Genomic DNA, 24,273 nt, shown 5'->3' with positions numbered 1-24,273 from the left:
CAGGCGTCACCACTACGGCGGAGGCCCTGCCCGGGCACGGCCGGTTGCGGCACCCAGCAGCGAGCGATCCACCAGCTCGGTCCGCACCTCAACGGTCTGGCCCGCGCCCTCTGAACAGCCAAGAACCATGGCGGCGTGGCGGGCGGCCACCTCCGCGGCGACACTGCAGGGCTCACCAGTGGTGATGCCGCGGAGGGCATCGGCTGCGGCAAGGGCCGCCAGGTCCGCGGCCGCTGCCGCCCTGCTGGCCAGCACCGCCGACTGCGCCAGCAGCAGCATGACGGCCATGGCCGTCATGACCACCAGTGCCAGCCCTGCGGCCAGGACAGTCCCGGAACCGCGTTCGCGTCCATCACGAGTCCCCGGCCCGCACCTGCCCGCGGTGCGATGACTCCGCCCGACTGCGGGATGGCGCAACCCGGCGGCGGCGTACTTCAGGACCCCGACGGCGTTGCCCCGCCCCTTGACGTGATGCCGCCGTTCAGCATTGCCCATCATCTGACTGCCCGGCCGTGCGCCGGGCCGCCGACGCCACCAGTAGCACTGCCGGCACCGGTCCCCGCTGTTTCGCTCCGCGTTGCCGCACGTGCCGTGAGGGTCCAGGGGATGGATGCTCCTAATGGTCCAGGCACCCGGTCCGTAACGGTGACGTTGAACCATTCACCGTCGGCGGCGACCGACGCAGCGGCCGAACTGCCGGCCAGCGTCCTCACCGTCCGTTCCACCGCCGCCGGGTCCTCGCCCCGGGCCAGCGCCCTGGCACCGGCCCGGGCTCCCTCCTCGATGCGCAGTTGGGTCATCCCCGCGGCGGCTCCGGCCAGCAGCATGGCCAGCAGTGCGAGCACGGCCGGCAGTGCCACGGCGAACTCCGCAGTGACGGCACCCCGTGCGTTTGCACCAGAGGCTGTTGGTCCGTGGTCCCCTTTGCCGCTGGCCATACGGCCGGTCGCCTCTTCCGAGGACCTGGCTTTCAGGTTCCCGTCTCCGAAGGAACTGGCTTCGACGGGACTTGCTTCGACAGACCTGGAACCGAGGGCCCTGGAATCGAGGGCTCCAGGGAGAAGAAGCCGGGCCGGTTTAGCCGTCACGGCAGCGCCAGGGCGGTCCGGATGAGGTTAAGGAGGAAGCCACGCACCTCGTCGCTGCGAAGGATGAACACGAGCAGCCCCGCGAATCCGACTGCTGCGAGGGTGGCGATGGCATACACGGCCATTGTGTCAAGTTACTAGCTCGATAGAATGGGGAAGTGAGCAAATCCAAGGGCACCAGGGCTGCCATCTACGCACGTATCAGCCGCGACCAGCAAGGGCAGGGCTTGGGCGTGGAACGCCAGGAACAGCTCTGCCGAGAGCTCGCCAAGTCGCTCGGGCTTGAAGTCACAGAGGTCTACACCGACAACGACATTAGCGCCTACTCAGGCCGACGCCGGCCCGCCTATGAGCAGATGCTTACCGATATCCAAGCCGGGCAGCTCGACGCCGTAGTCTGCTACCACTCCGATAGGCTCATGCGTCGATCCCGTGAGCTTGAACGCTACATCGACATTTGCCGTCCCCGTGGCGTGGTCACGCACCAGGTAACCGCCGGCCTCCTGGACCTGGCAACTGCAACCGGCCAAGCCGTCGCCAAAACCGTGGCGGCATGGGCGCAGCACGAGTCAGACCACAAGGGCGAGCGGATCGCAGCGCAGAAAGCCCAAGCAGCAGCCAAGGGGAAGTTTCTAGGCGGCAGGGTGCCTTGGGGATGGCATAAGACGGCCGCGGGCATCGAAGTTGAGCCCATCGCGGCTAAGCACATTCTGGAGGGAACGCTCGCCATCATCGCGGGCAAGTCCTTGGTGGGGGTCACGAGGGCATGGGCGGACGCTGGAGCCGTCAGCCTGTCGGGAACACCCATGAACACCACACAAGTCCGTCGCGTCCTCCTGCGCCCCCGCAACGCCGGACTAATGACCTTCCACGGCGAAGTGGTTGCCGACTCATGGCCGGCCATTGTGCCCTTGGAGACGTTCCGGCAGTGCGAAGCGGTACTAACTAGCCCGGAGCGCCCGCAGCAGTCAGAGGCTAAGTTCAAGTACCTGCTAAGCGGGATCGCCAAGTGCTTTTGTGGCCGCTACATGACCGGTTTTGGGGCGGAGGGCCACAGGCGTTCCTACCGTTGCAAGATTCACCAGGAGGGCGGCAAGTACGTTCCGGGCCACGCTCACAGGGCCATGGCGAACCTTGATGACTATGTTCTGAGAATGGCCGCGGCATGGTTGGATCGGCCCGACTACAAAGCAGCCGTATTGGCCGACGCGCAATTACTCGCTGACCAGGACGCCCCCGGCGAATCGTCAGACATGGCGGAATTGATCGCACGGAAAAACTCGCTTGCCCGAATGTTTGCCCAAGGTCTTATTTCCGAAAGCCAGCTAATCGAGGGCAGTCGGGAAATTGAGCAGAAGCTAGACGCGATAAAGCAGACCGCCGCCGCGAATATTGGTAGCCGCGTTATGGCGAATTTCGCATTTGCTGAGAACGCAGGGGAATCATTCCTACAGGCCGGCATTGAGATGCAGAGGGAGCTACTCCGCAGCGCGTTCAGCATCACCCTGAAGCCGTCCGGCCCCTTCCGTGGCGAGTTCGACCCCACGACTGTGGATATGTTCCCGCTGCACATGGCCTCATAAGGCGTTGCCCATATGGGCGCTGTTTCTAGCCATATTTGGCATACGCGGGCACTTAGTATCACGATGTGACCAAGATCACATAAGCGTAGTTATCCACAGGCTGAGCAGGGGAAAGTTACCCCCGAATGCTGTTTCTGCGGTTGCTCTAACCTGTCCGGACCGGCGTCTGTAGTGTTCCGTAGCGTTCCGTAGTCGTGCATAAGCGTGATTAGTCATTTCCGTATCCAGGGCAAAGACAAAACCCCCGGTCCACATCGCAGTGCACAGGCTGTGGCTGTTTTGGGCGAATACTGCACAGGTTTTCGACCCCGCGCCAGTTGCACGAATAGACAGTTTGCCGCCAGAGTTGATTCCAGCAAGCAAAGAACCGGCCCGGTAGCTCCGACCAAAGAACTAAAAACCGGACCGGCTCAAGATCAGAGAATCTTCCTACGGATTCAAAGATCGGGCTTGCATAACTAATCCGCCAGGACGAGAAATGCAAAGGGGACAGCTCAATGGGCCATCCATCACTTAGTGTTGCAGACATAGCGAGCCACTACAACGTGAGCCGCGCAACGATTTACCGCCGCGTCAAAGACGGGACGCTGACAGCCTACAAATTGGGCAGTCGGACGATTCGTTTCGACGCCGGCGAAGTGGCCGCCGCTTTCAAGAAGTAGGCCAGGCTGTGAAGGCCGCCGCCGCTGACAAGCTCGCCGCCCACATAGCCGCCACAGTCGCCTCCTGGCCCGCGCCAACACCGGAGATGGTCCGCAAGACAACCATCCTGCTACGCGCCGCCGCCACATCTAAGGCGGTGACCAAGTGAAGCGCGAACCCTACACAGGCCCATGGATCACCCTCGCCTCTTGGGTGCACTGGGAAATAAGGCGCTACCTCCTCGAAACCGAAGCCCCCGGCCGGTACGGGACCTACAGCAAGGAGGACGCCCCATGGACCTCCTGAGCGCAATGGAAGAGTTCAACATCTCAGAAGACGACTACCAGGAACACCAGCAGGACTCTGTTCCTGTTCCTCCACCCCCTATGTCAGGAACAAGGAACAAGGTTGGATACGGGAACATAGCCGCCCTACTCGCCGGAAACCTTCCCCCGGCACCTACCCCCTCGATACTCCGCCGCGTGGACGGAATCGGCATGTTCTACGCGAACCAAGTCAACATCCTGTTTGGTGAGCCCGAGTCAGGCAAAACTTTCGTAGCCCTCGCCGCCATCGTGGAATGCCTCAATAAGGGCGGCCGCGCAGTGTTCCTCGACATGGACCACAACGGCATGGAAGGCATCGCAGCTAGGTTGCTGGATCTTGGAGCCCCGGCGCCGATCCTTGGGGACCTGGACAGGTTCCGCTACAAGGAACCCGAAGACCGGCAGGACCTCATGGAAGCTGTAGCGGACCTGAAGGCGTGGCACCCCGGCGTTGCAGTGTTGGACAGTATCGGGGAACTGATGCCAACCATGGGCCTCAGCTCCAACAGCCCGGACGACTTCACAATCGCCCATACCTCCGTCCTGAAGCCGCTAGCCATGGCAGGGGCCGCGGTCATAGCCATCGATCACGTAGCCAAGAACACCGAATCCAAAGCCCAAGGACCGACAGGGACCGCCGCTAAGTCACGGGCAGCCGGCGGGACCATGCTCCGCGTAACCGTCAAGGACGCATTCACCCCCGGCCACGGCGGAGCCGCTTACCTGAACGTCAAGAAGGACCGCCACGGCGGCCTACGCTCCAACTCCCCACGAGGCGATAAAGAGCCCCTAGGCGGGACGTTCAAGCTCTTCCCAGACGGCAACTTTGCAGTCTTCGCAGCGCAGGACGGGGAGCGGATGCCCGAAGCAGTCCCGGCCGTGGACCTAGCCGAACTTAAGGCCTTGGATCCACCGCCTACCACCGTCCGGGAAGCCAGGGAACGCCTCAATTGGGGCAATGACCGAGCTACCGCAGCCATGCGGGTATTCAAGCAGCAGGGGCAGCAATGAGCGCGTTCCTTGTTCCTGACACACAGGGTGCAGGAACAGGAACACCACTTGCTCCCCGTTCCTCAGTAACGCCACAGGAACAGGAACGGCAGCCATCGGTAGCCGCCATGGCCCTTTCAAAAGCCCAGTACATCGAACTCTGCGACACCTTCCGCGACAAGGCCCAGCAAGCCCACCAGGACGCCCGCACATGGCAGAACAGGGCGCTACTGGCCGAAGCATCATTAGCCACTCTCAGGGCCGCATACGAGCCCGCCCCATTCACTGAAAGCGAGACATAGATATGGGTTTCAACATGCCCGCCGGCGAAGACTGGATCGCCAGGCAGTTTACGGACATCAAACGCCAGATTCGGGAGCTCGCCGCAGCTAATCCCTTCGGCCCTATGGGTATCAGCCCTCAGAAGGGCGGCATGGTTGTGGAGGGCTACCAGACCGTAAACGGCCCCATGACCATCACGGGCAGCCTGGACCTCCCCGCCGGCAGCGTCCAAAACGACGCCCTCGCTAACCCCGTGCAAATCGACACAGCAAGCAACGGCATTGACGGCGAACTGATCGACACCACGGCCACAGTCCGGGCAACCCTTACCCTCACAGTCCCAGCCGGCATGACACAGTCCCAGCCGGCATGACACAAGCCATCGTCATGGCAACCGCCACGGGCATGGGCGAGAACAGCACCGCAGCCAGCGATTACCTCTACGTCTCCGCAGTCGTGGAAGGCATCAACGGCGGCGAACTCTTCACAGCCGCCCCGGCAGGCTTGGGTGCCAGCATCGCCGCGCCATTCAACACCACCCTTACCGGCCTCACGGACGGGCAGGAAATCACGGTAGGGGTAGCCACTCGCACCGGTACGGCTGATTGGGCCGCATCCACGGCGAACCAAGCCGCTATCTCCGCAACCGTCATGTACCTGCGATAGGAGCCACAATGACCGCCCAGACCCCGGAACCCATCACCCCCGCACCCGTCACCGATGTACCGGCCCCGGATGCACCGCTGACCTTCCAAGCCCCGACACCAGCAGCCCCAGGCCGGCCAAACCCCATCAGGCGCGGCATCCCATGGGGAAAACCCATCACCCCCAACAGCATCAGCACGCCGGCGCCCGCAGATCAGGCCACAGCATGATTACCCCGGCCGTGAACGTCCGCCCCATCGACAGAGCCCGCGCTATCCGAGCCATCCTCGCAGTCCGCCAAACCGACCAAATAGGGCTCAACCACGTAGCCAAAGAAGCAGCCAGCGACAGCAACCCCGAATCAGTGGCCCAGCTAGTCCTGGCACTAAGCGAAATGGCCGCCTCATTCCTCCGCGCCATCCCAGACGGCGACACCCGACTCCAGCGGATCCTGCTGGACTACGCAAAGGAAAACTGACCATGACAGACAGCCCTTGCAGCACAGCCACGGAAGACAGCTTCGCAGACAGGTGCATGGAACCAGCAGGCCCGCAGCCCTGCCAGGAATGCCCATGGCGGAAAATCAACCGCGGACGAAGCCACCCGGACCAAGCCCCCTACACAGACGACTGGCTCACAACGAAATGGCGCAGCGTCTCCCAAGACGGCAACAACTTCGCTTGCCACCTGTTCGACGCTGGAGCCCTGCACTACTCCGACGAACTCAAAGCCGCCGGATTCAAGAAACCCGCGGACATCGGCGCACGCAAAGAATGCGCCGGCATGGTCGCCATGGTAACCCGCGAACTAGAAGCCATCATCGCCAGCCCCTCATTCGAGGAATACCGGCAGGAACGCCCCTACGGCCTCACCCAGGAATCACTGGACTACTTCGCCGCCCGACTCCGGGGAGAAATACAGCCGCCCTTCAAGCCATCCGAATACATCGACATGGCCGAAATCCTCGACATGCACGACGTAGTGAAACCGGACAGCATGACCTGGACCTATGACACCACGTTCCTAAACAACCTAAACGGCCTCATCACAACACTGATGCCCGAGTACCGGGAATGCGGCTGCACAGTTTGCACCGAACACCACACAGTGCACGACATGCTGCCACTCCACACAGCCGAAGACCTGGACGTGACAGTAGACGCCGAACTGCACCCCCTACTGCACGCCATGGCAGCTACCGGGATCCGCACCACAGCCTCATGCATCGACATCCGGGAAGCCATCACCGAGCTATCCCCGGACATGCTTGGGCCGCTGATGAACCTCTCAGACCCCAACACGATCAACTACGGCCCAGTCCTCCGCCGGCAAGCCGCGTTCATCGAACTACGCAACGACACCGAACCGGAAAAGCTATTCCTCGCAGCAGCCGGGAAGACCCCCGGTCTCGACATCAACCACCAGAACTCACGCTCACAAATCATCTTCCAGCGGGAACACCTGCCCATCCTGGCAACCTTCGCCACTCTCACCGCCCAGCACCTGGCAGCCAAGCCATCACAGGCAGTCAAACCACCCGCCACCAAACGCAAACCCACCCGGAAGAAACGCAAAGGAAACCGCTGACGTGATCCAAGGACAAGGCCCCCGCCCCAAGGTCTACACCCGCCTCTGGGCATGGAAAGACGCCGACCGCAACGAAACACCCGGCGTCGGACTCTTCCGCGGCCAAGACCTCCAAGCCCACCTGACACCCGGCGAAGCCCGAACCCTCGCAGACAAACTGCACGACCTGGCCGACAGAGCCGAAGCTAACCACCAGAAGGAGACCTGCTAAATGGGCAAGCAAAAGCATGACCAGGGATGGAAGAAGCGCCAGCCCCTCAACCAGGCGGAAACCCCTGAAAGTCCCGCCAGTCTCGCCTTGGAGCTCGTCCGGCGCGGCATCGCAACCAGACAGATCCTTGACGTCCGGGGCGGATGGAAAAGCGAAAGGACCAACCAGTGATCGACAACTCATTCATTGGCAAAGCCGAGATGTACGACCAGAACCTGGAGGGCTCAGCCCGGACCTACGCCCGCAAGGCGTACATGCAAGGCCCCTACGGCATGGAACCCGCAGTTGCCGTATTCCGTGACCGCGCCCTACTGACACTACTCACCCCCGGCGACGCCATGAGAACAGCAACGCAGATCGCGGACGCGCTGCAAGAACACAACCGGCAGGCAAAACGATGACCACGACACCCTGCCGTTGCGACCTCCGAATCGTCACCCGCCAAGCACTAGAAGGCCGAGCCCACCAGTGCACCGAAGAAACACAAGCCAGCGCAGCAGCTCAACCGCCGGCCCTCAACAGTGACGCTCTCACCAGCTCGCTAACCGCCGCTCTCGGCATCACCACCACAAGCCCCACCCTCTAAAGGAGAAACCCCATGTTCGCAGAAATCCGCCGTATCGACCGCACCTTCGCCGCCCTCAGCATCGACCTGCCCAAGGAATGCCAGGACGCCTCAGCCCTCGCTAACGCCGCCCTCGCAGCCACCAACAGCCCCGCAGTCCAAGACCTGCACGACGGCATCATCTCCGGGACCATCACGCCTAAGAACATCGCCGCGAAGCTCACAGACTCCGCCATCTCAATCATGGCCGCCGAACGGATCCAGACCGCAGCGGAAGGCACACAGTCAGCCGTCAACTCCATCTACTTCGGAGCCATCAGGGCCAACGCGGACAAGCTGGTAGCAGCCCTGCGCCCCGCCTTTGATGAAGCCGCAGCCATCATCCAGACCGCGGGCAAGCACTTCGCCGCCGACGCCAATGAACGGGAGATCCTGAACGCCGGTATCGAAGCAGTCAACGCCTGGCACAACCTCGCCGCAGCCAAAGCAACGATGATGCAAATCACCAATGCCCGCGCCGTCATCGCTGAAGCCGAGAGGGACAACACCAGCGCGTACCTCCACTACATCACCGGCCAGCACACACAGGCCGAACTCTGGCAGGCAGAAGCCGAGTACACCGGAGTAGGCCACGGGCTCCACAACCTCGCACGCGCAGGCTTCACCCTCCACCTCAACACCAAGGCCGAAGCCCAGAAGCTGGCAGACACCGCACGCACCCAGACCGAACAGGCGCAAGCACGGGCCGAAGCTGCACGCATCGCAGAGAGCAAGCAGGACAGCCCCCTTGCCTTTGAGATGGCAGCACGCGCAGCACAGTAACCGGCCCGGCGACAGGTGATGCTCGCCGGCCCACAACGGCGAGCATCACCAACCCCATAGGGCCACCCGGTCACACCGGGGCGAGACCCCCCCGAAAACCCGCCGGGGAGATGAAAATAGTCCGCCGTCAGCAATTGGACTCAACAGGAAGGAGGCCAGCGGATGCCTGGCCCGAAAGCGAACCCAACTAAGCCAAATTCCCGGCATCGCAGCCCCGGCGCACGTTCCGGGCTTATCGAACTACCTGCGGAGGGCTGCACACTTCCCATCCCCTCGCTGCCAAAATCGGGCAATTGGTCCCCGGAAGATAAGAAATTGTGGCGTAATCTGTGGAAATCACCGCAGGCTAACGAGTGGGACGACAGCTTTATACCTGCTGTAGCGGCTTACGTGTGCCATGCAAGGTCCGTTTATGAGGGCTCCGCGTCAGCATGGCAGGCCCAGGAAATGCGGCACCTTGGAGGGCAGCTAGGGCTTACCCCGGCGGGGATGCTTTCGCTTGGCTGGGTAATCCGCCATGAGCAGTAGGAGACTCGCCAGGCGGGATGCTGTGGCCCCTGTTCTTGTGGGCGGGGAGGATCCTAACCGTGTGGTGCAGCAAGTGTTGCCGTCGCCCCGTGGTGAGGTCCGGGCTTGGTTCAAGGGCGGCATCTGTCGCCGGGTCAGGGTGGCTGGAGGGAAGATGTACGGCTTTGAGCGTGCGCCGGCAGTTTGGGCCGCGATCCTTGACGGTAGTTTCCGGCCTAACGACTTCCCCTAGGTGGCTGGACGAAACAGGACGGCCCCGGTATCTCTCAGGAGACGCCGGGGCCGCTTTCGTGTTTGAGTCCGTTAGAGCTTGGTTGCCGAAACGCCGGCAACCTCTGGCGAACCGACAAGCGCCGCAGATATGCGCTTGAGATAGCCGACGCAGATTAGCAACAAGCCAAGAATGTTCCCGCCCGAAAATATGAGCCCATTACCGGCACCATTGAACGCGCCAATAAAGTAGAAAATCACGCTCAGGAGGCATAGCAGGATGCCTGCCTGAATGATGTTTTCGCCCGGAAGTTTACCGTTTTTCCCCATTTTGATCCCCATGCGCTGATCTAACCACGGACTCTGATAGTAAGCAACGGTGCTTTTAGCGCGACCGTGCTAAATCAGTGCGGAAACCTCCGCCAACGCCGCGGCGATCTTCCCGGCCTCTGCGCCCTGAATGGCGTTGTCCCGGTTGCCGTCAACGTAGAACGTCACGCCGTGTTCCGCGGTCCATTGGCTTGTTACCTTCCATCCATCGCCCTGGAATGACGGGCCATCCCAGTAGCCGGCAATGTAATCCCCGAAAGTGGACTTATCGAGCGTGAACCCATTCGGCGGCATTAGGTCAACGATTGTCTTGCCCTGCGCTTCCGCGTAGTCGCCAAGATCCTGGATAGTGGCAGGCAGAGTGATTGTGTTCATGGTGAGACCCCCTATTTGTTGTGACCGCATCCCCAGCGGACGCGGTTAGCCTAACGGCTGGATGTGACATTGGTTCAAAGATGAAGCGGACCTATCGGGCTGGCTTGTCATAGTCCCTCATCCCGTCACGAAACCCGCCGCCCCCGCCTCCGTCAGCGACATTCCAACGCCCGTAGCCCGCCCAAGGTATCGGGGCAGGCTGGCGCTCAACGCGGCTGCACGGCCGTGGCAGTCGCTCCGCCCCCGGTAGGGCGGCAAAGGGAGGTCTAAACACCGGGCCGACACTGTTTAGCGTCTAGGTCAGCAGGAACGACGCAGGCGGAAGCCTGGAACCAGCCAAGGAACAGCGCCCCTTGATTGGATCCCGGCCGCCGCGCTCACTTGGAGCGAGCGGGACGGGAATTAGGCGTTTACTGCTGGCGCCGCGGGCTTTACATGCTCTAGGGCGGCTTTAGCGTCGGTCTTGGTTCGGAATCCGCCGAAGGTCACGACCCCGCAGGTATCGCAGCGGGCCGCGTAGCCCTTTTGGCTGCCGTCATGGCCGTAAGTGCCACGCTCGAATGCCACGGCTTTGTGGCCCCTCATGCCGCGGTCCCAAAGACCAGCGCCACCAGCGCGGAAGGAACGAAGAAGAAGGCCATCACGATAAGCGTGTGGAAGAGGAATTGCACTGCGCTCTGCACGGCGCGGGCTGTAGGATTATTCATGTTGCCGGTCCTGACTACTGGTAACCACGCCCCCGGAGTGTTGACGCACTCGCGGGGGTTTACCCGTATTTGAGCGGGTAACTTCACATAGTCTCTGTCTACTCCGCGGTGGCCATGCCGGCCTGTGAACCCAGCAGCCCACCGCGCCGGAGCCGGGTTCCGGTACCGCCCGAACCGGGATAGAGCTCCACGACGTTGCTGACTGCGGGGACAGAAACTTTGGGGGCAAGGGAAGAGGCGGAAGCGTACGGTGCCCTGTTGGTGCCTGGCCGGCTGCTGTCCCGTTGTCCGGGCTTCGGGCCGGATGCCGCGAGCGCGGAGGTTCCGGCGGTGTAGTGGCGGCGGTGGTGGTTGATGTACATGTGGTTTCCTTTCCGTTGTGCCGGTGCTCTTCCCGGCTGTCTTGACTCTTCCCGGCCCCGCGGGAGCGGGTAAGTGAGTGATTGGGCTAAGTGGAAAAGGTGGGCAATTCAGCCTTGTGGAGGAAGGGACCGGCGCTCATTTCCGGGCACGGCAGCTCTGTGGTCAGCCGGATGGCACCAGGGCCAGCAGGACCGGGACGACGCCAAGGCAAATGAAGGCGGGAAGGGAACACAGTCCCAGCGGAACCACCAGCTTCACGCCGAGCGAAGCGGCCCGTTTTTCCGCGGCCCTGAACCGTTCCCGCCGAAGCCGGGCGGCCTGTGCATAGAGGATTGCGGACGACGGGGCCCCCGTGAGGGCGGCGAAGCCCAGCGCATCCCGGAGTTCCAGGATTTCCGGGAGCCGTACGGCAGAGCTGCGCCACGCTGTCCCCCAGTCGGCACCGATGGCGAGCGCCGAGACCACGGGCCGCAGGGAGTCCCTGTATTGGGGCACGGCTGAGGCAGCCACCAGTTCCAGCGAACGCCCGATGCCCGCGCCGGCATCGAGCATCGCCGCGACGAGTTCGAGCATCATGGCCGTATCCTTCAGGCCAGTACTGCGCTCACCCTCCGGCCCCTCGGCGGCGGCCGCCTGCGGTGTTCCTGGTCCGGCGTGAAACAGGTGGCGGAGCCGGTGACGCGACCGGTCAGGCCCGGAACATGCAAGCCAGACAGCTGCGCCGAGCAGCAGGAACAGCGCCAGGCCCGGGGGCCAACCCGGTGTCATGGCACTCCTGCCCCTGCAGCCGAAGAAACAAGCCGGGCGGACCACGCCCTCCCGGCGGCGGTCAGCAGCACGCCGCCGAACAGCGCGGCCAGCCCCAGGGGTGTTCCCAGCAGGGTGGCCAGCGGGTCCACGCCCAAGGCGGCGCCCAGCCCAAGACCCATCGCCGGAAGCCAGGTCAGGAGGCGGACTGTGGCTTTGGGGCCGGCGAGAGCGGTCTGCCTGGCTGCGTCCGCATCGTCCTCCGCTTCCAGCTGGGCAGCGAACCTGGTCAACACGTCGGCGAGCGGGCATCCGCTGGCTTCGGCGATGTCGAAGCAGGCAGCAAGCTCAGACCAGGTCCTGGCTTCCCTGCCCCTGCGCGGGAACGCCAAGGAAACAGCACGCCGGATGGCCTCCGAAACAGGGGCTCCGGTTGCCGCAGCCGCGCGTGCGGAGGCCAGGACTGCAAGTGAACCACCTGACAGCACCGGGGACGGGAATGCCGGGTGCTGCCCCTGCCGATCATCAGGGGTTCCGTACACAGTCCACAGTTCGTCCCACAGCCGCCCCGGTGTTCGTCCGCCTTTGAGCAGCGCCGCCAACTGCTGAACCACCAGAGTCAGGCCGGGTCCACGCATTCCTGCGGTACCTCTGCCGGCCTGGCTGCCCGGAGGCCGTATCCGGTTTCTCCGGCCTCCGGGCGCCTTCGTGCTTTTGCCGCACGCTGAGCGCAACCTGGACGCGGCATTCAGGGGCGGCTTGAGGAGCAGCACCACAGCGGTGCCCAGGAGCGCACAGAGGAGGACCGTCACAGGATGTCCCCCGGGTCCATGGCCAAACGGGCCGCCAGGGCAGGCCAGCCCGGAGCCCGCGCACCTGATTCTTCAAGGGCCGGCACCACCCTCAATCCCTCCGGGCCGTCGGCAATGAGTCCTACGCACAGGACTTCCCTGCCCCGGGGCGTCCTGCCCACATGGATGACAACATCGAGGGCGCTGGCAGCCTGGAGCCGCACGGCTTCGGGTCCCAGCCCTGCGAGCGCCCCGAGGGCGTTGAGCCTGGCGGGGACTGCTGCTGCCGTATTGGCGTGGATGGTGCCTCCGCCGCCGCTGTGCCCGGTGTTCATCGCGGTGAGGAGTTCGCGGACTTCCGCGCCCCGGCATTCGCCCACCACCAGCCTGTCCGGGCGCATGCGCAATGCCTGCCGGACGAGTTCACCCAAATCCACTGCCCCGCCGCCTTCAAGGTTTCCGTGGCGTGATTCCAGGGCGACCACATGGGGATGGACAGGATTCAGTTCGGACGCGTCCTCGATCAGGACCAGCCGTTCCTCCGCCGAACACAGGCCCAGCAAAGTGGACAGCAGGGTGGTCTTCCCGGAGCCCGTGGCGCCGCTGATCAGGAAGCTCAGCCTCCGCTCCACTACTTTCTCCAGCACGGCCTGCAATCCCGGACCGAACATTCCGCCGGACCGCAGCTCCTCCATGCTGAAGACCCGCTCCCTGCGGATCCGCACGCTCAGCAGCGTCCCGGACGTGGAAACCGGCGGCAACACGGCATGGACACGGTAGCCGCCGGCAAGCCTGACATCGACACAGGGTGAACCGTCATCCAGGCGGCGGCCGCCCGCGGCGACAAGCCTGCAGGCCAGGGCCCGCAGCTGGGCCTCGCCGTCGAACAGGACGGGAACCCGCTCGATGCCGCGGCCCCGGTCCACCCAGACGGAGCCGGGAGCGTTGACGAAGATGTCCGTGACAGCCGGGTCCCGGGTAAGCTCCTGCAGCGGCCCCAGTCCGTTCAGTTCGGCGCTGATCCGCTCCACCGCGGCGAGGGAACCAGCGGTGCCCAACAGCTTGCCGGTGGCCTGGACTGCCGCCGCAACGCGTGAAGGCGTCACGGCTCCCGCCTCAGCCATCATGGACTCCCGGACGGATTCCAGCAGTCCGGAATCGACCCTCCTGGCGCCGGTTGTTTCCCTGCTGCCCACCGGGCGGGCTGCCTGGTGCGCTTCCAGGATGCGGGTGCTGCGCCGTGAACCCAGGCCTCCCGCCGCCGCTGCACTGCCCGTTTCACTGGCCGGAGCCGGCGGACTGCCCGCCGCCCGCCTCATGCCATGTCTCCCACCGTCAGGTCCTCGCCCAGCCAATCGAGCGCAGAGGCAGCGAAGCGCCGGATATTCCGGCGCTTCCCCAAGTCCAGCAGTCGGCCGGATTCCATTGCTCCCGCAACGGCGCGCAGTTCAGGTATCCGGCCCTGCACCGGCAGCCCTACAGCATCAGCGATCAGCGCACTGTCCAGGGCAGAACCGGGCCGGCCCCGGACCAGCAGGGCCGCCTCCACCGGCGGAAGCTCCTGGAGCAGGCGCACCGCCGCCACTGCCGCCTTCAGCTGGGCGGGCACCACCATCAGGATCCGGTCGCAGTCCCACGCCACCGTATGGAGCGGCTCTGCACCCCTCCCCACGTCGAGCAGGACCAGTTCATAGCCACGGCGGGCCGCGTCAAGCACACCGGCTGCTGCGGCGGCGGCGACAGGAAGGGGCTGCTCCCGTGTGGCAGGCCAGGACAGGAAGGAAAAGCCTCCCGCGACTGGCAGGGAATCCGAGAGCTGGAGGGGGTCGATGCATCCCCTGGCCTCAGCGAGATCCGGCCACCGGAGCCCGGGGTTTTCCTCGGCGGCGAGGGCCAACTCCAGGCCCCCTCCCCATGGGTCGCCGTCTATAAGCAGCACACGCACCCCCAGCCCTGCTGCCGCCTGCGCTATCCAGATGGCGGCGGTGGTGGCTCCGGCCCCGCCGCAGCCGCCCGTGATGCCAAGGACCAATCCGCCGGGGCCCGGCGACCGGGACCTGCTGAGATGGTCGGCCAGCCAGGCAGCAGCATCCGGCAGCACGGCAACACGTTCCGCCCCCAGGGCAGCGGCGAGGTGCCAGAGGCTGTCCCCCTCACCGTCGAGGCCCACCATGACCGCAGGTGCGTGCCGCCGCGGCGGCAGTTCGCGCACGTCACTGCCTACCAGGACGGCGGACGCCGCTTCCCAATAGCGTCCAGCCTCCACGGCATCGGGCACAACGCGCAGCTGCGCACCGGCCGCTGCCACGATACGCTCCACTTCGGCCCGGAGGACCCCGGAGGAGGTCACCAGCAGCACCTCGCCCGAACCGGCCGGCAGCGAACCCTCAGGCTTTGCACCATCAGGTTTTGCGTTGTCCGGCAGCCAGGCCGTGCCGGATGACGCCACCTCCGTTGGCCGCCAGGAAGTGGCGGCCTGTCCCGGTCCGGACGGGGATGCGTTCAGCTGGTGCCTGCTCATGGAGCCACTCTGCCGCGGACACCCAATCCGGTTAAGGGAACAAACTCCGTATGTGGACAACCCGCACCACGGACACCGCTGACCACACCACCTCGAGGGCAAGCCAGACCGAACGGCAGAGCACACCGAACGGCAGGGCAGAATGGAACCATGTACCTGCTGCTCGCCGCCCACCCCCACGGCGCGGCACTCCAGGAACTGACGCAGGCGGGCCACGCCCAGCCGGCCAACCCTGAACCCCGCACCGTGGCACTCAGCGGCCTTGCCGGCGTCGTGCGCGATCTGGAAGCCCGGCGCCCCGGCGGCCAGCCGCCCCGCTGGATCTGGCAGCGGACCCAGGACTGGTACCCGGCGCTGCTCGCATCCGGGGTGGAGGTGGAACGCTGCTATGACCTCACCCTTTGCGGCAACATCCTGGCCTTCTCCCAGTTCAGCGCCCACACTGACTATGCCCGGAACACGGACAGGATGCCGGTGGAGGATCCCGTGCTTCCGCCAAAGGCGCTGCAGCCACCGCGTCCCCCTGCGGACCAGGGCGCCCTGTTCGACAACCCCGCCGCGGCACCGGCATCCGGCTGGACGCTTGAGGAGATCCGGGCTGAATACGCGGCCCAGCAGGCCGCGCTGGCCGCGGTGGGCATGGCGGAAAACCGTCGGAACCGCCTCCAGCTGTTGCTCGCGGCGGAGTCCGCGGCCGCCATCGTGGCCGCGGAGATGCAGCACGCCGGCGTCCCGTGGCGCGAGGACCTGCACGAACAGATCCTGGCCAGCCATCTGGGTCCCCGCCCGCCGATGGGCCAACGCCCGGTAAAGCTGGAGGCGCTGGCGGCGGAGCTGCGCACCCTACTCAATTCACCCGGGCTGAACCCGGATTCCCCGCAGGACCTGATGCGTGCCCTGCACCGCAACGGGATCGAGGTCAAAAGCACCCGGAAGTGGGAGCTCAGGGAGTCCAGCCATCCAGCCATCGAGCCGCTGCTGGAGTACAAGAAGCTTTCCCGCCTCCATACCGCGAACGGCTGGGCCTGGCTGGATGCCTGGGTGGACGGCGGGAGGTTCCGCCCGGAGTACGTGGTGGGCGGCGTGGTGTCGGGGCGCTGGGCTTCCCGTGGCGGCGGCGCGCTGCAGATCCCCCGCCAGGTCCGCGGCGCGGTGCACGCTGACCCCGGCCACAAGCTCATCGTGGCTGATGCCTCTCAGCTGGAACCGCGCGTTTTGGCTGCCCTCGCGCAGGACTCGTCAATGGCTGAGGCGGCGCGGGACCAGGACCTGTATGCCGGGATTGCCGCCAAGGGGTTTGGCGGGGACCGGGCCAAGGCGAAGATGGCGCTGCTGGGGGCTATGTACGGGGCCACTTCCGGCGAGGCGGGCCGGCTGATGCCGCAGTTGACACGCATCTATCCGCGCGCCGTGGACTTTGTGGAACGCGCGGCACGGACTGGTGAGTCGGGCGGGACGGTGACCACCAGGCTGGGCCGCAGCAGCCCTCCGCCGTCCGGGCAGTGGTTCCTGAGCCAGCGCTCGGCCACGGCGGACGAGCAGCGGCGGGCAGAGTCGATCGCCCGGTCCCGCGGGCGCTTCACCCGGAACTTCGTGGTCCAGGGCTCGGCAGCGGACTGGGCGGCCTGCTGGCTTGCAGAATTACGACGGCGGCTGCGCGCCTTGCGGACGGCAGGAACCGGTGGCAGCGGCGGGGGTGTCCGGGCCGAGCTTGCCTTCTTCCTGCACGACGAGGTGATGGTGCACGCGCCGGCTGACGGCGTCGGCGCCTGCATCGCGGCCATCGAGGAATCAGCGAAGGCGGCGAAGGAACTGCTGTTCGGCCCCATCCCTGTGGAGTTCCCGGTGAGCATGGCCGTCGTCGACTCCTACGACCTCGCCAAATAGCCGGGCGCAAGGGCACGCTGCTGCTAAGGCTGGCAGTACCCTTGGCGACGCAAAAGTAACCTACCCGGCGGTAGCTATACTCCCCCGGTGACGGACGTTACAGTCGAAGCGGCGACTGAAGCAGACCGGTCCACACGCTGATGCAACGACGCATACCAGGGAGGTCCCCGTCCATGGCGGGAAGATTTGAAATACACCGTGCAGGCGACGAGTCGTACCGCTTGAGGCTCACCGACGCCGAGGGCAACATCGTTGCGGTGTCCCCAACCTTCAAATCCCTCAGCATGCTCCGCGACGGGATCAAGGCCATGCGCGAGAATGCCGCCACCGGGATCGTGGTGGATTTGCGCCAGCAGCAGGCCTGAAAACTAAACCCCTATCGGGTGCAGCCTGGTGCGGTCCCATGGAACGGACCAGCCGAGCTGGTCGAAGAGGCCGCTCAGGACAATGCCGGTGAATCCCCACACCACCACGCCGTTGACGGTGAAGGCAGGGCTGTCGAACGAGCGGCCTGCCCGGTGGACGGTGGCCATGACCCTGTTGTCCGGGTCCAGGAGGTCCCTGACCGGGACGCGGAACACCTGGGCGGACTCGCCGTAGTCCACCACCCGGACCGGCGACGGCGAATGCCACCACCCGAGCACGGGCGTCACCAGGAAGTTGCTGTGGGCCAGGCCCAGGTCCTGGAGCGTGCCCAGGACTTCCACCCCGCCTGCGTCCAGTCCGGTTTCCTCCTCGGCTTCCCGCAGCGCAGCCGCCACCGGTGTTTCGCCCCGGTCTATGCTGCCGCCGGGAAACGCCACCTGCCCGGGATGCGAGCCCAGGGTGCGGGCGCGCTCCAGGAGCAGGACATCCAGGTCCGCCGGCGCCAGCGGTTTGCCGGACGCTGCCGGGACATCATCAAGCACGCCGAAGAGCATCAGGACCGCTGCCCTGCGGGCACGTGCGGCATCAACGGTCAGCGCGGCCCAGCGTGGATCAGGCGGGCCGGCCGTTCCGGATTCCGCCCGCCGGACCAGGCCGGCCAGGTCTTCGCGTGCGCTCACGAAGTCCTCGTCTGGGAAGCCATCCGGATCTCCGCGGCCCGGTGCTGTTCCGACAGGTACTGCTCCAGCAGTGCCTCGCTGCCGGGTGCAAGTTCATATTTAAGGAGCTTGGCCGCCTTGCCGGGGTCGGTTTCCCCCAGCCCGTAACTGGGGCACCAGTTGGCGACCGGACAGGCCCCACAGGCGGGCTTCCGGGCATGGCAGACGCGGCGGCCGTGGAAGATCACCCGGTGGGACAGCATGGTCCAGTCCCTGCGCTCAAACAGTTCCGCCACGTCCTGTTCGATCTGCACCGGGTCCTCGGACTGGGTCCAGCCAAACCGTTTGGCGAGCCGGGCGAAGTGCGTGTCCACGGAGATGCCCGGGATGCCGAAGGCGTTGGCGAGCACCACGTTGGCGGTCTTGCGGCCCACGCCGGGCAACGTGACCAGATCCTCCATCCGCCCCGGGACTTCGCCATCAAAGTCGTCCACCAGGCGCGTACACAACGCACGGACGTTACTCGCTTTGGCGCGGAAGAACCCGGTGGGCTTGAGGATGGTTTCCAGCTCCGTGGGGTCCGCCTCAGCCAAGGCCCGGGCATTGGGCCAGCGCGCGAACAGCACCTTGGTGACCTGGTTGACCGTGACGTCGGTGGTCTGGGCGGACAGCACGGTGGCCACCAACAGTTCGAACGGGTTGCGGAAGTCCAGTTCCGCATGGGCGTACGGATACTTTTCGGCCAGGGCCCGGTGGATACGCCGTGCCCGCCGCTTCAGCGCCAGGACGGATTCGGACGAGACCACGGGCATCCCCGTGGCCTGCCCGGTCTTGCTGCGGGGCCCTGCCACCGGCGTCAGCCGCGCTCGATGTTGCTGAGGTCGCGCAGGACGCCCAGCCGCCCGTCCGTGTGCTGGACCAGGAATTCGTTGCCCCGGTCCTCAAGTGCCAGCACCCATCCGCCGGGTTCAATCACGAAGGCAGGGGCACCAGTGCGGGGGTCGTACGCGGTGCGGTGCTGGGCAACGGCGAACCAGAACGCCTCATGGATCGGTTGTCCGTCAGCCTCGTCGTGGCGGCTGGACGGATCCACCGTTGCCCCGATCGGCTGCTCGGCACGGACCTGCTGGTGCACGGCCGTGGCGGCCGGCGGTTCCCATGCCGCCTGTGGAGCGCCGGCTGCAGGGGCTGCCGCGTGCTGCGTCTCCTCCGCTGCCGGGGTTGGGCCAGGGCGGACGACGTCGGCTGCCTGGGTGGGCGGGCCAGCGTCCGTATGCGGTGTCCCGGCTTCCTGGTCGGAGACTTCGGGGGCGGTTGATACGGGGGCGGTTGGCGCGGGGGCGGAGGCGGCCGCTCCGGCAGCTGCCGCGCCGGTTCCCGCACTGGCGGTTCCTGCGGTAGCGCTCCGGGGACTCGTCACGGGGACGGCAGCGGTGGCAGGCATGTGCGCCGAACGCGCGGGCTCATGGTCGGGCCCGGAAGCTCCCGGCTGGACTGCGGAGGAACCTGCTCCTGCGCCACCGAACAGGGCACCGCCTTTGAAGCCGCCCTTTGACTGGTTGGAGCCGGACTGGTTGGAACCGGACTGGGGCTTGGGGGCTTTGGGGGTCCGCGGCTTCCGGGCCGGGACCGCGGCCTCGCGTGCCACGATGTGGGCCGGCGCTTCGGGCCGGTCCTTGAAGTCGGCCGAGAGGTACGGCAGGAAGCGGCCGAGCACGGTGGCGGCGAAGAGGATGAGCGCGCCGATCAGCCCCACCAGCAGGCTGGTGGCATATCCGCCTGCAACCGACAGGAAGAAGAAGGCCAGGGCGAAGGAGGCCACTACGGAGGCGAACTGGTCGATCGAGAGCGACCCCACCCGGATCCTGGTGGCGGGTGCAAGGCGGCGGGCGGCGAACAGTGCGCTGGCGATCAGCGGCAGGATGATGCCCAGTCCCAGGAAGAACAGGTTGTTCAGGTTCCACAGGTTGTACCTGGCGCCGAAGAGGGGAAGCAGGGATGCGACGAACAGGACCAGGGTGGCGGCGAAGACGGCCAGGTCCCGCACGGTGAACGGACCAAGCACGGCCTGGTTGGCGTTCGGGTCGATCTTTGCGGAAGCGGCCTTCTGCCCTGCAGACTGCCCCTTGGCGTCGTTGCCGGCCGGTGTTGCGTGCCCTGATCCTCCCAGGGCGGATCCGGATCCGCCGGTTTCCGCCGTGGTATCCGGGCCCGTTCGCTGGCCGTAGCTCTGCTGGTTCATTCTGCTCTCCTTAGCGTGGCGGCACCGGGCCCGGTCCGGACCCGAAAACTGTGCCGTCTTGACATGCGGTCCGGGCCCGGCAAGGCACTGTTTGCGCCCCGCCGGAGGGGTCCGAAGTGAAGTCACAATTCCATCTCAGCCTAGTCAACGGCCAAGCTGATCACTAGCTGGGGCAGGTCTCCACGCGTGCCGGGCGAGTCATGAAGACGCCATTCACCGCATAAAAAATGCCGCTCGCGGTGGTGCATGTGACGCCGCACACAGACGGTGCGCGGGAAGCATTAGGCTTGATTGCGGAACAGCTCTTTGCGGTATGCCGCCCCGGCTGAAGCCCAGTGCCGTGCGAACGGCGGGCCATGCGGCGGCGGCGTCCCGCGCGGCAAAGATCGATGAATGATGAGGTTCACATGTCCCAGGACACCCCCAGCTCCACGGCCACCGTTCCGTCCGCTTCGGCCCAGCCGGCAGGACAGGAAGGCCGCCAGGGCGACGCCTTTGAGAACCTGCTCAATGAGACCCGGGCTTTCCCGCCCTCCCCTGAATTCGCTGCCGACGCCGTTGTCACCGCAGCCGAGTACGACGAGGCGAATGCTGACCGGCCGGCATTCTGGGCCAAGAAGGCACGGGAACTGCTGACCTGGAGCAAGGACTTCACGCAGGCCCTGGACTGGTCCGATCCGCCGTTCGCCAAGTGGTTCGTGGGCGGCGAGCTCAATGCCGCCTACAACGCCCTGGACCGGCACGTCGAGGCCGGCAAAGGCGACCGCGTGGCCATTTACTTCGAGGGCGAGCCCGGCGACACCCGCACCTACACGTACGCCCAGCTGACCGAAGAAGTGAAGAAGGCAGCCAACGCTTTCGAGTCCCTGGGCGTGGCCAAGGGTGACCGGGTTGCCGTGTACCTGCCCATGATCCCGGAAGCCGTCATCACCCTGCTGGCCTGCGCACGGATTGGCGCGGTCCACTCCGTGGTCTTCGGCGGGTTCTCCGCCGATGCACTCCGGTCACGGATCGAGGACGCCGAGGCCAAGCTCGTTGTCACCGCCGACGGCACCTACCGCCGCGGCAAGCCGAGCCCGCTGAAGCCCGCCGTTGACGACGCCCTGGCCCATGACGGCCACACCGTGCAGAACGTGGTGGTGGTCAAGCGCAACGGCCAGGACGTGGACTGGAAGGAAGGCCGTGACCACTGGTGGGCGGACACGGTGGAAGCCGCCTCCCCCAAGCACACTGCCGTGGGCCACGATTCCGAGCACCCCCTGTACATCCTGTACACCTCGGGCACCACCGGGAAGCCCAAGGGCATCCTGCACACCACCGGCGGCTACCTCACCCAGACCGCCTACACCCACAGGGCCGTCTTTGACCTGCATCCGGAAACGGACGTGTACTGGTGCACAGCCGACGTCGGCTGGGTCACCGGCCATTCCTACGTCGCCTACGCGCCGCTCATCAACGGGGCCACGCAGGTCATGTACGAAGGCACCCCGGACTCCCCGCATCAGGGCCGCTGGTGGGAGATCGTGGAGAAGTACAAGGTTTCCATTCTCTACACGGCCCCCACCGCCATCCGCACCTTCATGAAGTGGGGCGCGGAGATCCCGGCGAAGTACGACCTCTCCTCCCTGCGGGTGCTGGGTTCGGTGGGCGAGCCCATCAACCCGGAGGCCTGGATGTGGTACCGCAAGGTGATCGGCGGCGACAAGGCACCCATCGTGGATACCTGGTGGCAGACCGAAACCGGCGCACAGATGATCGCCCCGCTCCCCGGCGTCACCGCCACCAAGCCCGGTTCGGCGCAGGTTCCGCTGCCCGGCATTGCCGTGGACGTCGTGGATGAGATGGGCGAATCGGTCCCCAACGGCCACGGCGGCTTCCTGGTTATCCGCGAACCGTGGCCGGCCATGCTCCGCGGCATCTGGGGGGACCCGCAGCGGTTCAAGGACACCTACTGGTCCCGCTTCGAGAACATGTACTTCGCCGGTGACGGTGCCAAGAAGGACGAAGATGGGGACATCTGGCTGCTGGGCCGCGTGGACGACGTCATGAACGTCTCCGGGCACCGGCTCTCCACCACCGAGATCGAATCCGCCCTGGTGAGCCACCCCGCCGTGGCCGAGGCCGCCGTCGTGGGCGCCACGGACGAGACCACCGGCCAGGCCGTCGTCGCGTTCGTCATCCTCCGTGGCGATGCTGTGAACAACGGTGACGCCACCGTCCAGGAATTGCGCAACCACGTGGGCAAGGAGATTGGGCCCATCGCCAAGCCCAAGAACATCCTGGTGGTGCCGGAGCTGCCCAAGACCCGGTCCGGCAAGATCATGCGCCGCCTCCTCAAGGACGTGGCCGAGGGCCGCGACCCGGGCGACGCCACCACACTCTCCGATCCCACGATCATGCAGCAGATCGCCCAGTCGTTGCGGAAATAGCGGCATCAGTAAGACGACGGCGCTGCCCAGCCTGGGCGGCGCCGTCGCCGTATGCTGGGAGCAACCCTGTTACCCGCGATGAAGGAATCCGCCCACATGCTTGCAGCTGCCCGCCACCAGGCCATTGTGGATGCTGTTCAACGCGAGCGGGTGGTGCGGGTGTCGGACCTGGCCGCGCAGCTGGGTGTCTCGCTGATGACAGTGCGGCGGGATATTGAGCAGCTTGAAGAGGGCGGGAAACTGGAACGCATCCACGGCGGTGCGAAACTTCCCGGGGATGCCAGTGCCCATGAGCCCGGTTTCGAGCTGAAGTCCACACAGCTGACGGCGGAGAAGCGGGCCATCGCGGTGGCCGCGGCGGGGCTGGTGCAGGAAGGCATGGCGGTCGGTTTGAGTGCAGGCACCACCACGTGGGCCCTGGCCCGGGAACTGACGGGTGGACCGCGCATCACCGTGGTGACCAATTCGATGCGGATTGCCGATCTCTTCCACCCCGGCGGGTCCACCGTGATCCTCATAGGCGGCGAGCGCACGCCGTCAGACGCCCTGGTAGGCCCCATCGCTACGGGCGCCCTCAAGCAGCTGCACCTTGATGTCCTGTTCCTGGGGGTCCACGGGATGGATGCAGATGCCGGGTTCACCACTCCAAACCTGCTCGAAGCCGAGACCAACCGCGCGTTTGTGGCAGCCGCACGGACGACCGTGGTGCTGGCCGACCACACCAAGTGGGGAATGCTGGGCATCAGTTCCATCGCCGCCCTGGATGACGTGGATGAGGTCATCAGCGACGCCGGACTCAGCGAGGAGGCCCGGCGGATCCTGCAGGAGCGAGCCAAGCTGCGTATAGCCGCAGTACCCATGCCAACGTAAGAATGCGCGGCGGGCAGGGCCAACCGATAGATTTGCACGCATGACTGAAGCCACCTCCACTGTCGAAGCCGGCCGCGGCACCATCCTGGTCATCAATGGCCCCAACCTGAACCTGCTGGGTACGCGGGAGCCGGAGAAGTACGGCACGTCCACCCTTACCGATGTGGAGCAGCTGGCCGTTTCCGCGGGAGAGCAGCATGGCTTTGCAGTGGAGTGCGTCCAGTCCAACCATGAAGGCGTCCTGCTGGACACCATCCACGCCGCCCGGCAGAACGCCGTCGGGATTGTCCTCAACGCCGGCGCCTTCACGCACACGTCCGTGGCACTTCGTGACGCCCTGGCCGCCGTGCAGCTCCCCGCCGTCGAAGTTCACATCACCAATGTGCACCAGCGGGAGGAATTCCGGCACCACTCCTACCTGTCGCCGGTCTGCGCGGCGGTGATTGTTGGCGCCGGGGTCTTCGGCTACAAGCTCGCCATCGACTACCTCGCCGAGGTCCTCTAGCC

The 24,273-nt window shown here is 65.5% G+C and carries 31 protein-coding genes and 1 pseudogene; 18 read left to right on the top strand and 14 right to left on the bottom strand.

The features are described 5' to 3' along the window. Positions 1 to 12: 12 nt before the first annotated feature. The 3 genes and pseudogenes from QFZ60_RS02465 to QFZ60_RS02455 all read right to left on the bottom strand — a co-directional run. Complete coding sequence (locus tag QFZ60_RS02465) at positions 13 to 498, bottom strand: Rv3654c family TadE-like protein (RefSeq protein WP_307087828.1); 486 nt, start codon at positions 496 to 498, stop codon at positions 13 to 15. Continuing rightward, a complete protein-coding gene (locus QFZ60_RS02460; RefSeq protein WP_142117652.1) occupies positions 495 to 938 on the bottom strand; it encodes a TadE family type IV pilus minor pilin in 444 nt (147 codons plus the stop codon). The genes QFZ60_RS02465 and QFZ60_RS02460 overlap by 4 nt, the downstream gene beginning before the upstream one ends. 146 nt (positions 939 to 1,084) lie before the next feature. Further along, positions 1,085 to 1,210: pseudogene (locus QFZ60_RS02455) on the bottom strand (DUF4244 domain-containing protein); the annotation flags it as partial. Positions 1,211 to 1,246: 36 nt separating this feature from the next. On the opposite strand from QFZ60_RS02455, the gene QFZ60_RS02450 reads away from it, so the two are divergent. From QFZ60_RS02450 to QFZ60_RS02395, 13 genes are all read left to right on the top strand, one after another. Beyond that, on the top strand, positions 1,247 to 2,671 hold the full coding sequence (locus QFZ60_RS02450) for a recombinase family protein (RefSeq protein WP_307087826.1): 1,425 nt from the start codon (positions 1,247 to 1,249) through the stop codon (positions 2,669 to 2,671). Between the two features lie 497 nt (positions 2,672 to 3,168). Next, positions 3,169 to 3,333, top strand: a complete 165-nt coding sequence (locus tag QFZ60_RS21600) for a helix-turn-helix transcriptional regulator (protein ID WP_373427656.1) — start codon at positions 3,169 to 3,171, stop codon at positions 3,331 to 3,333. A gap of 145 nt (positions 3,334 to 3,478) precedes the next feature. After that, positions 3,479 to 3,619, top strand: a complete 141-nt coding sequence (locus QFZ60_RS02445) for a hypothetical protein (protein ID WP_307087824.1) — start codon at positions 3,479 to 3,481, stop codon at positions 3,617 to 3,619. Further along, on the top strand, positions 3,607 to 4,650 hold the full coding sequence (locus tag QFZ60_RS02440; protein ID WP_307087822.1) for an AAA family ATPase: 1,044 nt from the start codon (positions 3,607 to 3,609) through the stop codon (positions 4,648 to 4,650). Before QFZ60_RS02445 ends, QFZ60_RS02440 begins: the two co-directional genes overlap by 13 nt. 295 nt (positions 4,651 to 4,945) lie before the next feature. After that, positions 4,946 to 5,284: a hypothetical protein gene (locus tag QFZ60_RS02435; RefSeq protein WP_307087819.1), complete on the top strand. Its 339-nt coding sequence runs from the start codon at positions 4,946 to 4,948 to the stop codon at positions 5,282 to 5,284. Next, positions 5,281 to 5,577 carry a hypothetical protein gene (locus tag QFZ60_RS02430; RefSeq protein ID WP_307087817.1) on the top strand — a complete coding sequence of 99 codons (297 nt, stop codon included), beginning with the start codon at positions 5,281 to 5,283 and terminating at the stop codon, positions 5,575 to 5,577. The genes QFZ60_RS02435 and QFZ60_RS02430 overlap by 4 nt, the downstream gene beginning before the upstream one ends. Positions 5,578 to 5,585: 8 nt before the next feature. Beyond that, on the top strand, positions 5,586 to 5,786 hold the full coding sequence (locus QFZ60_RS02425; RefSeq protein WP_307087814.1) for a hypothetical protein: 201 nt from the start codon (positions 5,586 to 5,588) through the stop codon (positions 5,784 to 5,786). Continuing rightward, positions 5,783 to 6,034, top strand: coding sequence for a hypothetical protein (locus tag QFZ60_RS02420; protein WP_307087812.1), 252 nt, complete (start codon positions 5,783 to 5,785; stop codon positions 6,032 to 6,034). The genes QFZ60_RS02425 and QFZ60_RS02420 overlap by 4 nt, the downstream gene beginning before the upstream one ends. Positions 6,035 to 6,036: 2 nt before the next feature. After that, entirely contained in the window at positions 6,037 to 7,143 is a 1,107-nt protein-coding gene (locus tag QFZ60_RS02415) for a hypothetical protein (protein WP_307087810.1), read from the top strand. 1 nt (position 7,144) lies between these two features. After that, positions 7,145 to 7,354: a hypothetical protein gene (locus tag QFZ60_RS02410; RefSeq protein WP_307087808.1), complete on the top strand. Its 210-nt coding sequence runs from the start codon at positions 7,145 to 7,147 to the stop codon at positions 7,352 to 7,354. Then, positions 7,355 to 7,525, top strand: a complete 171-nt coding sequence (locus tag QFZ60_RS02405) for a hypothetical protein (RefSeq protein WP_307087807.1) — start codon at positions 7,355 to 7,357, stop codon at positions 7,523 to 7,525. Further along, complete coding sequence (locus QFZ60_RS02400) at positions 7,522 to 7,755, top strand: hypothetical protein (protein WP_307087805.1); 234 nt, start codon at positions 7,522 to 7,524, stop codon at positions 7,753 to 7,755. The genes QFZ60_RS02405 and QFZ60_RS02400 overlap by 4 nt, the downstream gene beginning before the upstream one ends. Positions 7,756 to 7,952: 197 nt before the next feature. Further along, positions 7,953 to 8,741: a hypothetical protein gene (locus QFZ60_RS02395; protein ID WP_307087803.1), complete on the top strand. Its 789-nt coding sequence runs from the start codon at positions 7,953 to 7,955 to the stop codon at positions 8,739 to 8,741. 831 nt (positions 8,742 to 9,572) lie between these two features. On the opposite strand, the gene QFZ60_RS02390 is transcribed toward QFZ60_RS02395, so the two are convergent. The 8 genes from QFZ60_RS02390 to ssd all read right to left on the bottom strand — a co-directional run bounded on the left by QFZ60_RS02390 (position 9,573) and on the right by ssd (position 15,142). Then, a complete protein-coding gene (locus QFZ60_RS02390) occupies positions 9,573 to 9,821 on the bottom strand; it encodes a hypothetical protein (protein ID WP_307087801.1) in 249 nt (82 codons plus the stop codon). 57 nt (positions 9,822 to 9,878) lie between these two features. Next, positions 9,879 to 10,184 carry a hypothetical protein gene (locus QFZ60_RS02385; RefSeq protein WP_307087800.1) on the bottom strand — a complete coding sequence of 102 codons (306 nt, stop codon included), beginning with the start codon at positions 10,182 to 10,184 and terminating at the stop codon, positions 9,879 to 9,881. 581 nt (positions 10,185 to 10,765) lie between these two features. Beyond that, entirely contained in the window at positions 10,766 to 10,891 is a 126-nt protein-coding gene (locus QFZ60_RS02380; RefSeq protein WP_307087798.1) for a hypothetical protein, read from the bottom strand. Between the two features lie 98 nt (positions 10,892 to 10,989). Continuing rightward, positions 10,990 to 11,253, bottom strand: a complete 264-nt coding sequence (locus QFZ60_RS02375; RefSeq protein ID WP_307087797.1) for a hypothetical protein — start codon at positions 11,251 to 11,253, stop codon at positions 10,990 to 10,992. Between the two features lie 163 nt (positions 11,254 to 11,416). Continuing rightward, on the bottom strand, positions 11,417 to 12,022 hold the full coding sequence (locus QFZ60_RS02370; protein WP_307087795.1) for a type II secretion system F family protein: 606 nt from the start codon (positions 12,020 to 12,022) through the stop codon (positions 11,417 to 11,419). Further along, positions 12,019 to 12,813 (bottom strand): type II secretion system F family protein, encoded by a 795-nt coding sequence (locus QFZ60_RS02365; protein ID WP_307087794.1) that lies wholly within the window; start codon positions 12,811 to 12,813, stop codon positions 12,019 to 12,021. The genes QFZ60_RS02370 and QFZ60_RS02365 overlap by 4 nt, the downstream gene beginning before the upstream one ends. Next, a complete protein-coding gene (locus QFZ60_RS02360) occupies positions 12,810 to 14,111 on the bottom strand; it encodes a TadA family conjugal transfer-associated ATPase (protein ID WP_307087792.1) in 1,302 nt (433 codons plus the stop codon). The genes QFZ60_RS02365 and QFZ60_RS02360 overlap by 4 nt, the downstream gene beginning before the upstream one ends. Next, a complete protein-coding gene (ssd, locus tag QFZ60_RS02355; RefSeq protein ID WP_307093182.1) occupies positions 14,108 to 15,142 on the bottom strand; it encodes a septum site-determining protein Ssd in 1,035 nt (344 codons plus the stop codon). Before ssd ends, QFZ60_RS02360 begins: the two co-directional genes overlap by 4 nt. A 321-nt stretch (positions 15,143 to 15,463) precedes the next feature. On the opposite strand from ssd, the gene QFZ60_RS02350 reads away from it, so the two are divergent. Together QFZ60_RS02350 and QFZ60_RS02345 are read left to right on the top strand one after the other, a co-directional pair. Beyond that, entirely contained in the window at positions 15,464 to 17,200 is a 1,737-nt protein-coding gene (locus tag QFZ60_RS02350; protein ID WP_307087791.1) for a bifunctional 3'-5' exonuclease/DNA polymerase, read from the top strand. Between the two features lie 173 nt (positions 17,201 to 17,373). Continuing rightward, complete coding sequence (locus tag QFZ60_RS02345) at positions 17,374 to 17,565, top strand: DUF1508 domain-containing protein (protein ID WP_082566611.1); 192 nt, start codon at positions 17,374 to 17,376, stop codon at positions 17,563 to 17,565. 3 nt (positions 17,566 to 17,568) lie between these two features. On the opposite strand, the gene QFZ60_RS02340 is transcribed toward QFZ60_RS02345, so the two are convergent. The 3 genes from QFZ60_RS02340 to QFZ60_RS02330 are packed head-to-tail and all read right to left on the bottom strand — an operon-like array spanning position 17,569 to position 20,467. Beyond that, on the bottom strand, positions 17,569 to 18,246 hold the full coding sequence (locus QFZ60_RS02340; RefSeq protein WP_307087789.1) for a CoA pyrophosphatase: 678 nt from the start codon (positions 18,244 to 18,246) through the stop codon (positions 17,569 to 17,571). After that, positions 18,243 to 19,037 (bottom strand): endonuclease III, encoded by a 795-nt coding sequence (gene nth, locus QFZ60_RS02335; RefSeq protein WP_142122502.1) that lies wholly within the window; start codon positions 19,035 to 19,037, stop codon positions 18,243 to 18,245. Before nth ends, QFZ60_RS02340 begins: the two co-directional genes overlap by 4 nt. A gap of 44 nt (positions 19,038 to 19,081) precedes the next feature. Next, positions 19,082 to 20,467: a hypothetical protein gene (locus QFZ60_RS02330; protein ID WP_307087788.1), complete on the bottom strand. Its 1,386-nt coding sequence runs from the start codon at positions 20,465 to 20,467 to the stop codon at positions 19,082 to 19,084. A 407-nt stretch (positions 20,468 to 20,874) separates the two neighbouring features. On the opposite strand from QFZ60_RS02330, the gene acs reads away from it, so the two are divergent. The 3 genes from acs (at position 20,875) to aroQ (ending at position 24,271) form a co-directional block, all read left to right on the top strand. Continuing rightward, positions 20,875 to 22,896 (top strand): acetate--CoA ligase, encoded by a 2,022-nt coding sequence (acs, locus tag QFZ60_RS02325; RefSeq protein WP_307093180.1) that lies wholly within the window; start codon positions 20,875 to 20,877, stop codon positions 22,894 to 22,896. 96 nt (positions 22,897 to 22,992) lie between these two features. Then, entirely contained in the window at positions 22,993 to 23,766 is a 774-nt protein-coding gene (locus QFZ60_RS02320; RefSeq protein ID WP_307087786.1) for a DeoR/GlpR family DNA-binding transcription regulator, read from the top strand. Between the two features lie 40 nt (positions 23,767 to 23,806). After that, on the top strand, positions 23,807 to 24,271 hold the full coding sequence (gene aroQ / locus QFZ60_RS02315) for a type II 3-dehydroquinate dehydratase (protein ID WP_307087784.1): 465 nt from the start codon (positions 23,807 to 23,809) through the stop codon (positions 24,269 to 24,271). Positions 24,272 to 24,273 lie beyond the last annotated feature (2 nt).

The sequence above is a fragment of the Arthrobacter sp. B2I5 genome, assembly GCF_030816735.1.
GTDB lineage: Bacteria > Actinomycetota > Actinomycetes > Actinomycetales > Micrococcaceae > Arthrobacter.
The sequence above is the reverse complement of the archived record's forward strand: the minus strand, read 5'-3'. Positions and strand labels throughout refer to the sequence as shown.

What these genes read in the sequence shown, in the direction of transcription:
- QFZ60_RS02465 (WP_307087828.1), bottom strand. Translation starts at nt 498, where the DNA reads ATGATGGGCAATGCTGAACGGCGGCATCACGTCAAGGGGCGGGGCAAC.
- QFZ60_RS02460 (WP_142117652.1), bottom strand. Translation starts at nt 938, where the DNA reads ATGGCCAGCGGCAAAGGGGACCACGGACCAACAGCCTCTGGTGCAAAC.
- QFZ60_RS21600 (WP_373427656.1), top strand. Translation starts at nt 3,169, where the DNA reads ATGGGCCATCCATCACTTAGTGTTGCAGACATAGCGAGCCACTACAAC.
- QFZ60_RS02440 (WP_307087822.1), top strand. Translation starts at nt 3,607, where the DNA reads ATGGACCTCCTGAGCGCAATGGAAGAGTTCAACATCTCAGAAGACGAC.
- QFZ60_RS02435 (WP_307087819.1), top strand. Translation starts at nt 4,946, where the DNA reads ATGCCCGCCGGCGAAGACTGGATCGCCAGGCAGTTTACGGACATCAAA.
- QFZ60_RS02430 (WP_307087817.1), top strand. Translation starts at nt 5,281, where the DNA reads ATGACACAAGCCATCGTCATGGCAACCGCCACGGGCATGGGCGAGAAC.
- QFZ60_RS02425 (WP_307087814.1), top strand. Translation starts at nt 5,586, where the DNA reads ATGACCGCCCAGACCCCGGAACCCATCACCCCCGCACCCGTCACCGAT.
- QFZ60_RS02420 (WP_307087812.1), top strand. Translation starts at nt 5,783, where the DNA reads ATGATTACCCCGGCCGTGAACGTCCGCCCCATCGACAGAGCCCGCGCT.
- QFZ60_RS02415 (WP_307087810.1), top strand. Translation starts at nt 6,037, where the DNA reads ATGACAGACAGCCCTTGCAGCACAGCCACGGAAGACAGCTTCGCAGAC.
- QFZ60_RS02405 (WP_307087807.1), top strand. Translation starts at nt 7,355, where the DNA reads ATGGGCAAGCAAAAGCATGACCAGGGATGGAAGAAGCGCCAGCCCCTC.
- QFZ60_RS02395 (WP_307087803.1), top strand. Translation starts at nt 7,953, where the DNA reads ATGTTCGCAGAAATCCGCCGTATCGACCGCACCTTCGCCGCCCTCAGC.
- QFZ60_RS02390 (WP_307087801.1), bottom strand. Translation starts at nt 9,821, where the DNA reads ATGGGGATCAAAATGGGGAAAAACGGTAAACTTCCGGGCGAAAACATC.
- QFZ60_RS02385 (WP_307087800.1), bottom strand. Translation starts at nt 10,184, where the DNA reads ATGAACACAATCACTCTGCCTGCCACTATCCAGGATCTTGGCGACTAC.
- QFZ60_RS02380 (WP_307087798.1), bottom strand. Translation starts at nt 10,891, where the DNA reads ATGAATAATCCTACAGCCCGCGCCGTGCAGAGCGCAGTGCAATTCCTC.
- QFZ60_RS02375 (WP_307087797.1), bottom strand. Translation starts at nt 11,253, where the DNA reads ATGTACATCAACCACCACCGCCGCCACTACACCGCCGGAACCTCCGCG.
- QFZ60_RS02370 (WP_307087795.1), bottom strand. Translation starts at nt 12,022, where the DNA reads ATGACACCGGGTTGGCCCCCGGGCCTGGCGCTGTTCCTGCTGCTCGGC.
- QFZ60_RS02360 (WP_307087792.1), bottom strand. Translation starts at nt 14,111, where the DNA reads ATGAGGCGGGCGGCGGGCAGTCCGCCGGCTCCGGCCAGTGAAACGGGC.
- QFZ60_RS02350 (WP_307087791.1), top strand. Translation starts at nt 15,464, where the DNA reads ATGTACCTGCTGCTCGCCGCCCACCCCCACGGCGCGGCACTCCAGGAA.
- QFZ60_RS02345 (WP_082566611.1), top strand. Translation starts at nt 17,374, where the DNA reads ATGGCGGGAAGATTTGAAATACACCGTGCAGGCGACGAGTCGTACCGC.
- nth (WP_142122502.1), bottom strand. Translation starts at nt 19,037, where the DNA reads ATGCCCGTGGTCTCGTCCGAATCCGTCCTGGCGCTGAAGCGGCGGGCA.
- QFZ60_RS02330 (WP_307087788.1), bottom strand. Translation starts at nt 20,467, where the DNA reads ATGAACCAGCAGAGCTACGGCCAGCGAACGGGCCCGGATACCACGGCG.
- acs (WP_307093180.1), top strand. Translation starts at nt 20,875, where the DNA reads ATGTCCCAGGACACCCCCAGCTCCACGGCCACCGTTCCGTCCGCTTCG.
- QFZ60_RS02320 (WP_307087786.1), top strand. Translation starts at nt 22,993, where the DNA reads ATGCTTGCAGCTGCCCGCCACCAGGCCATTGTGGATGCTGTTCAACGC.
- aroQ (WP_307087784.1), top strand. Translation starts at nt 23,807, where the DNA reads ATGACTGAAGCCACCTCCACTGTCGAAGCCGGCCGCGGCACCATCCTG.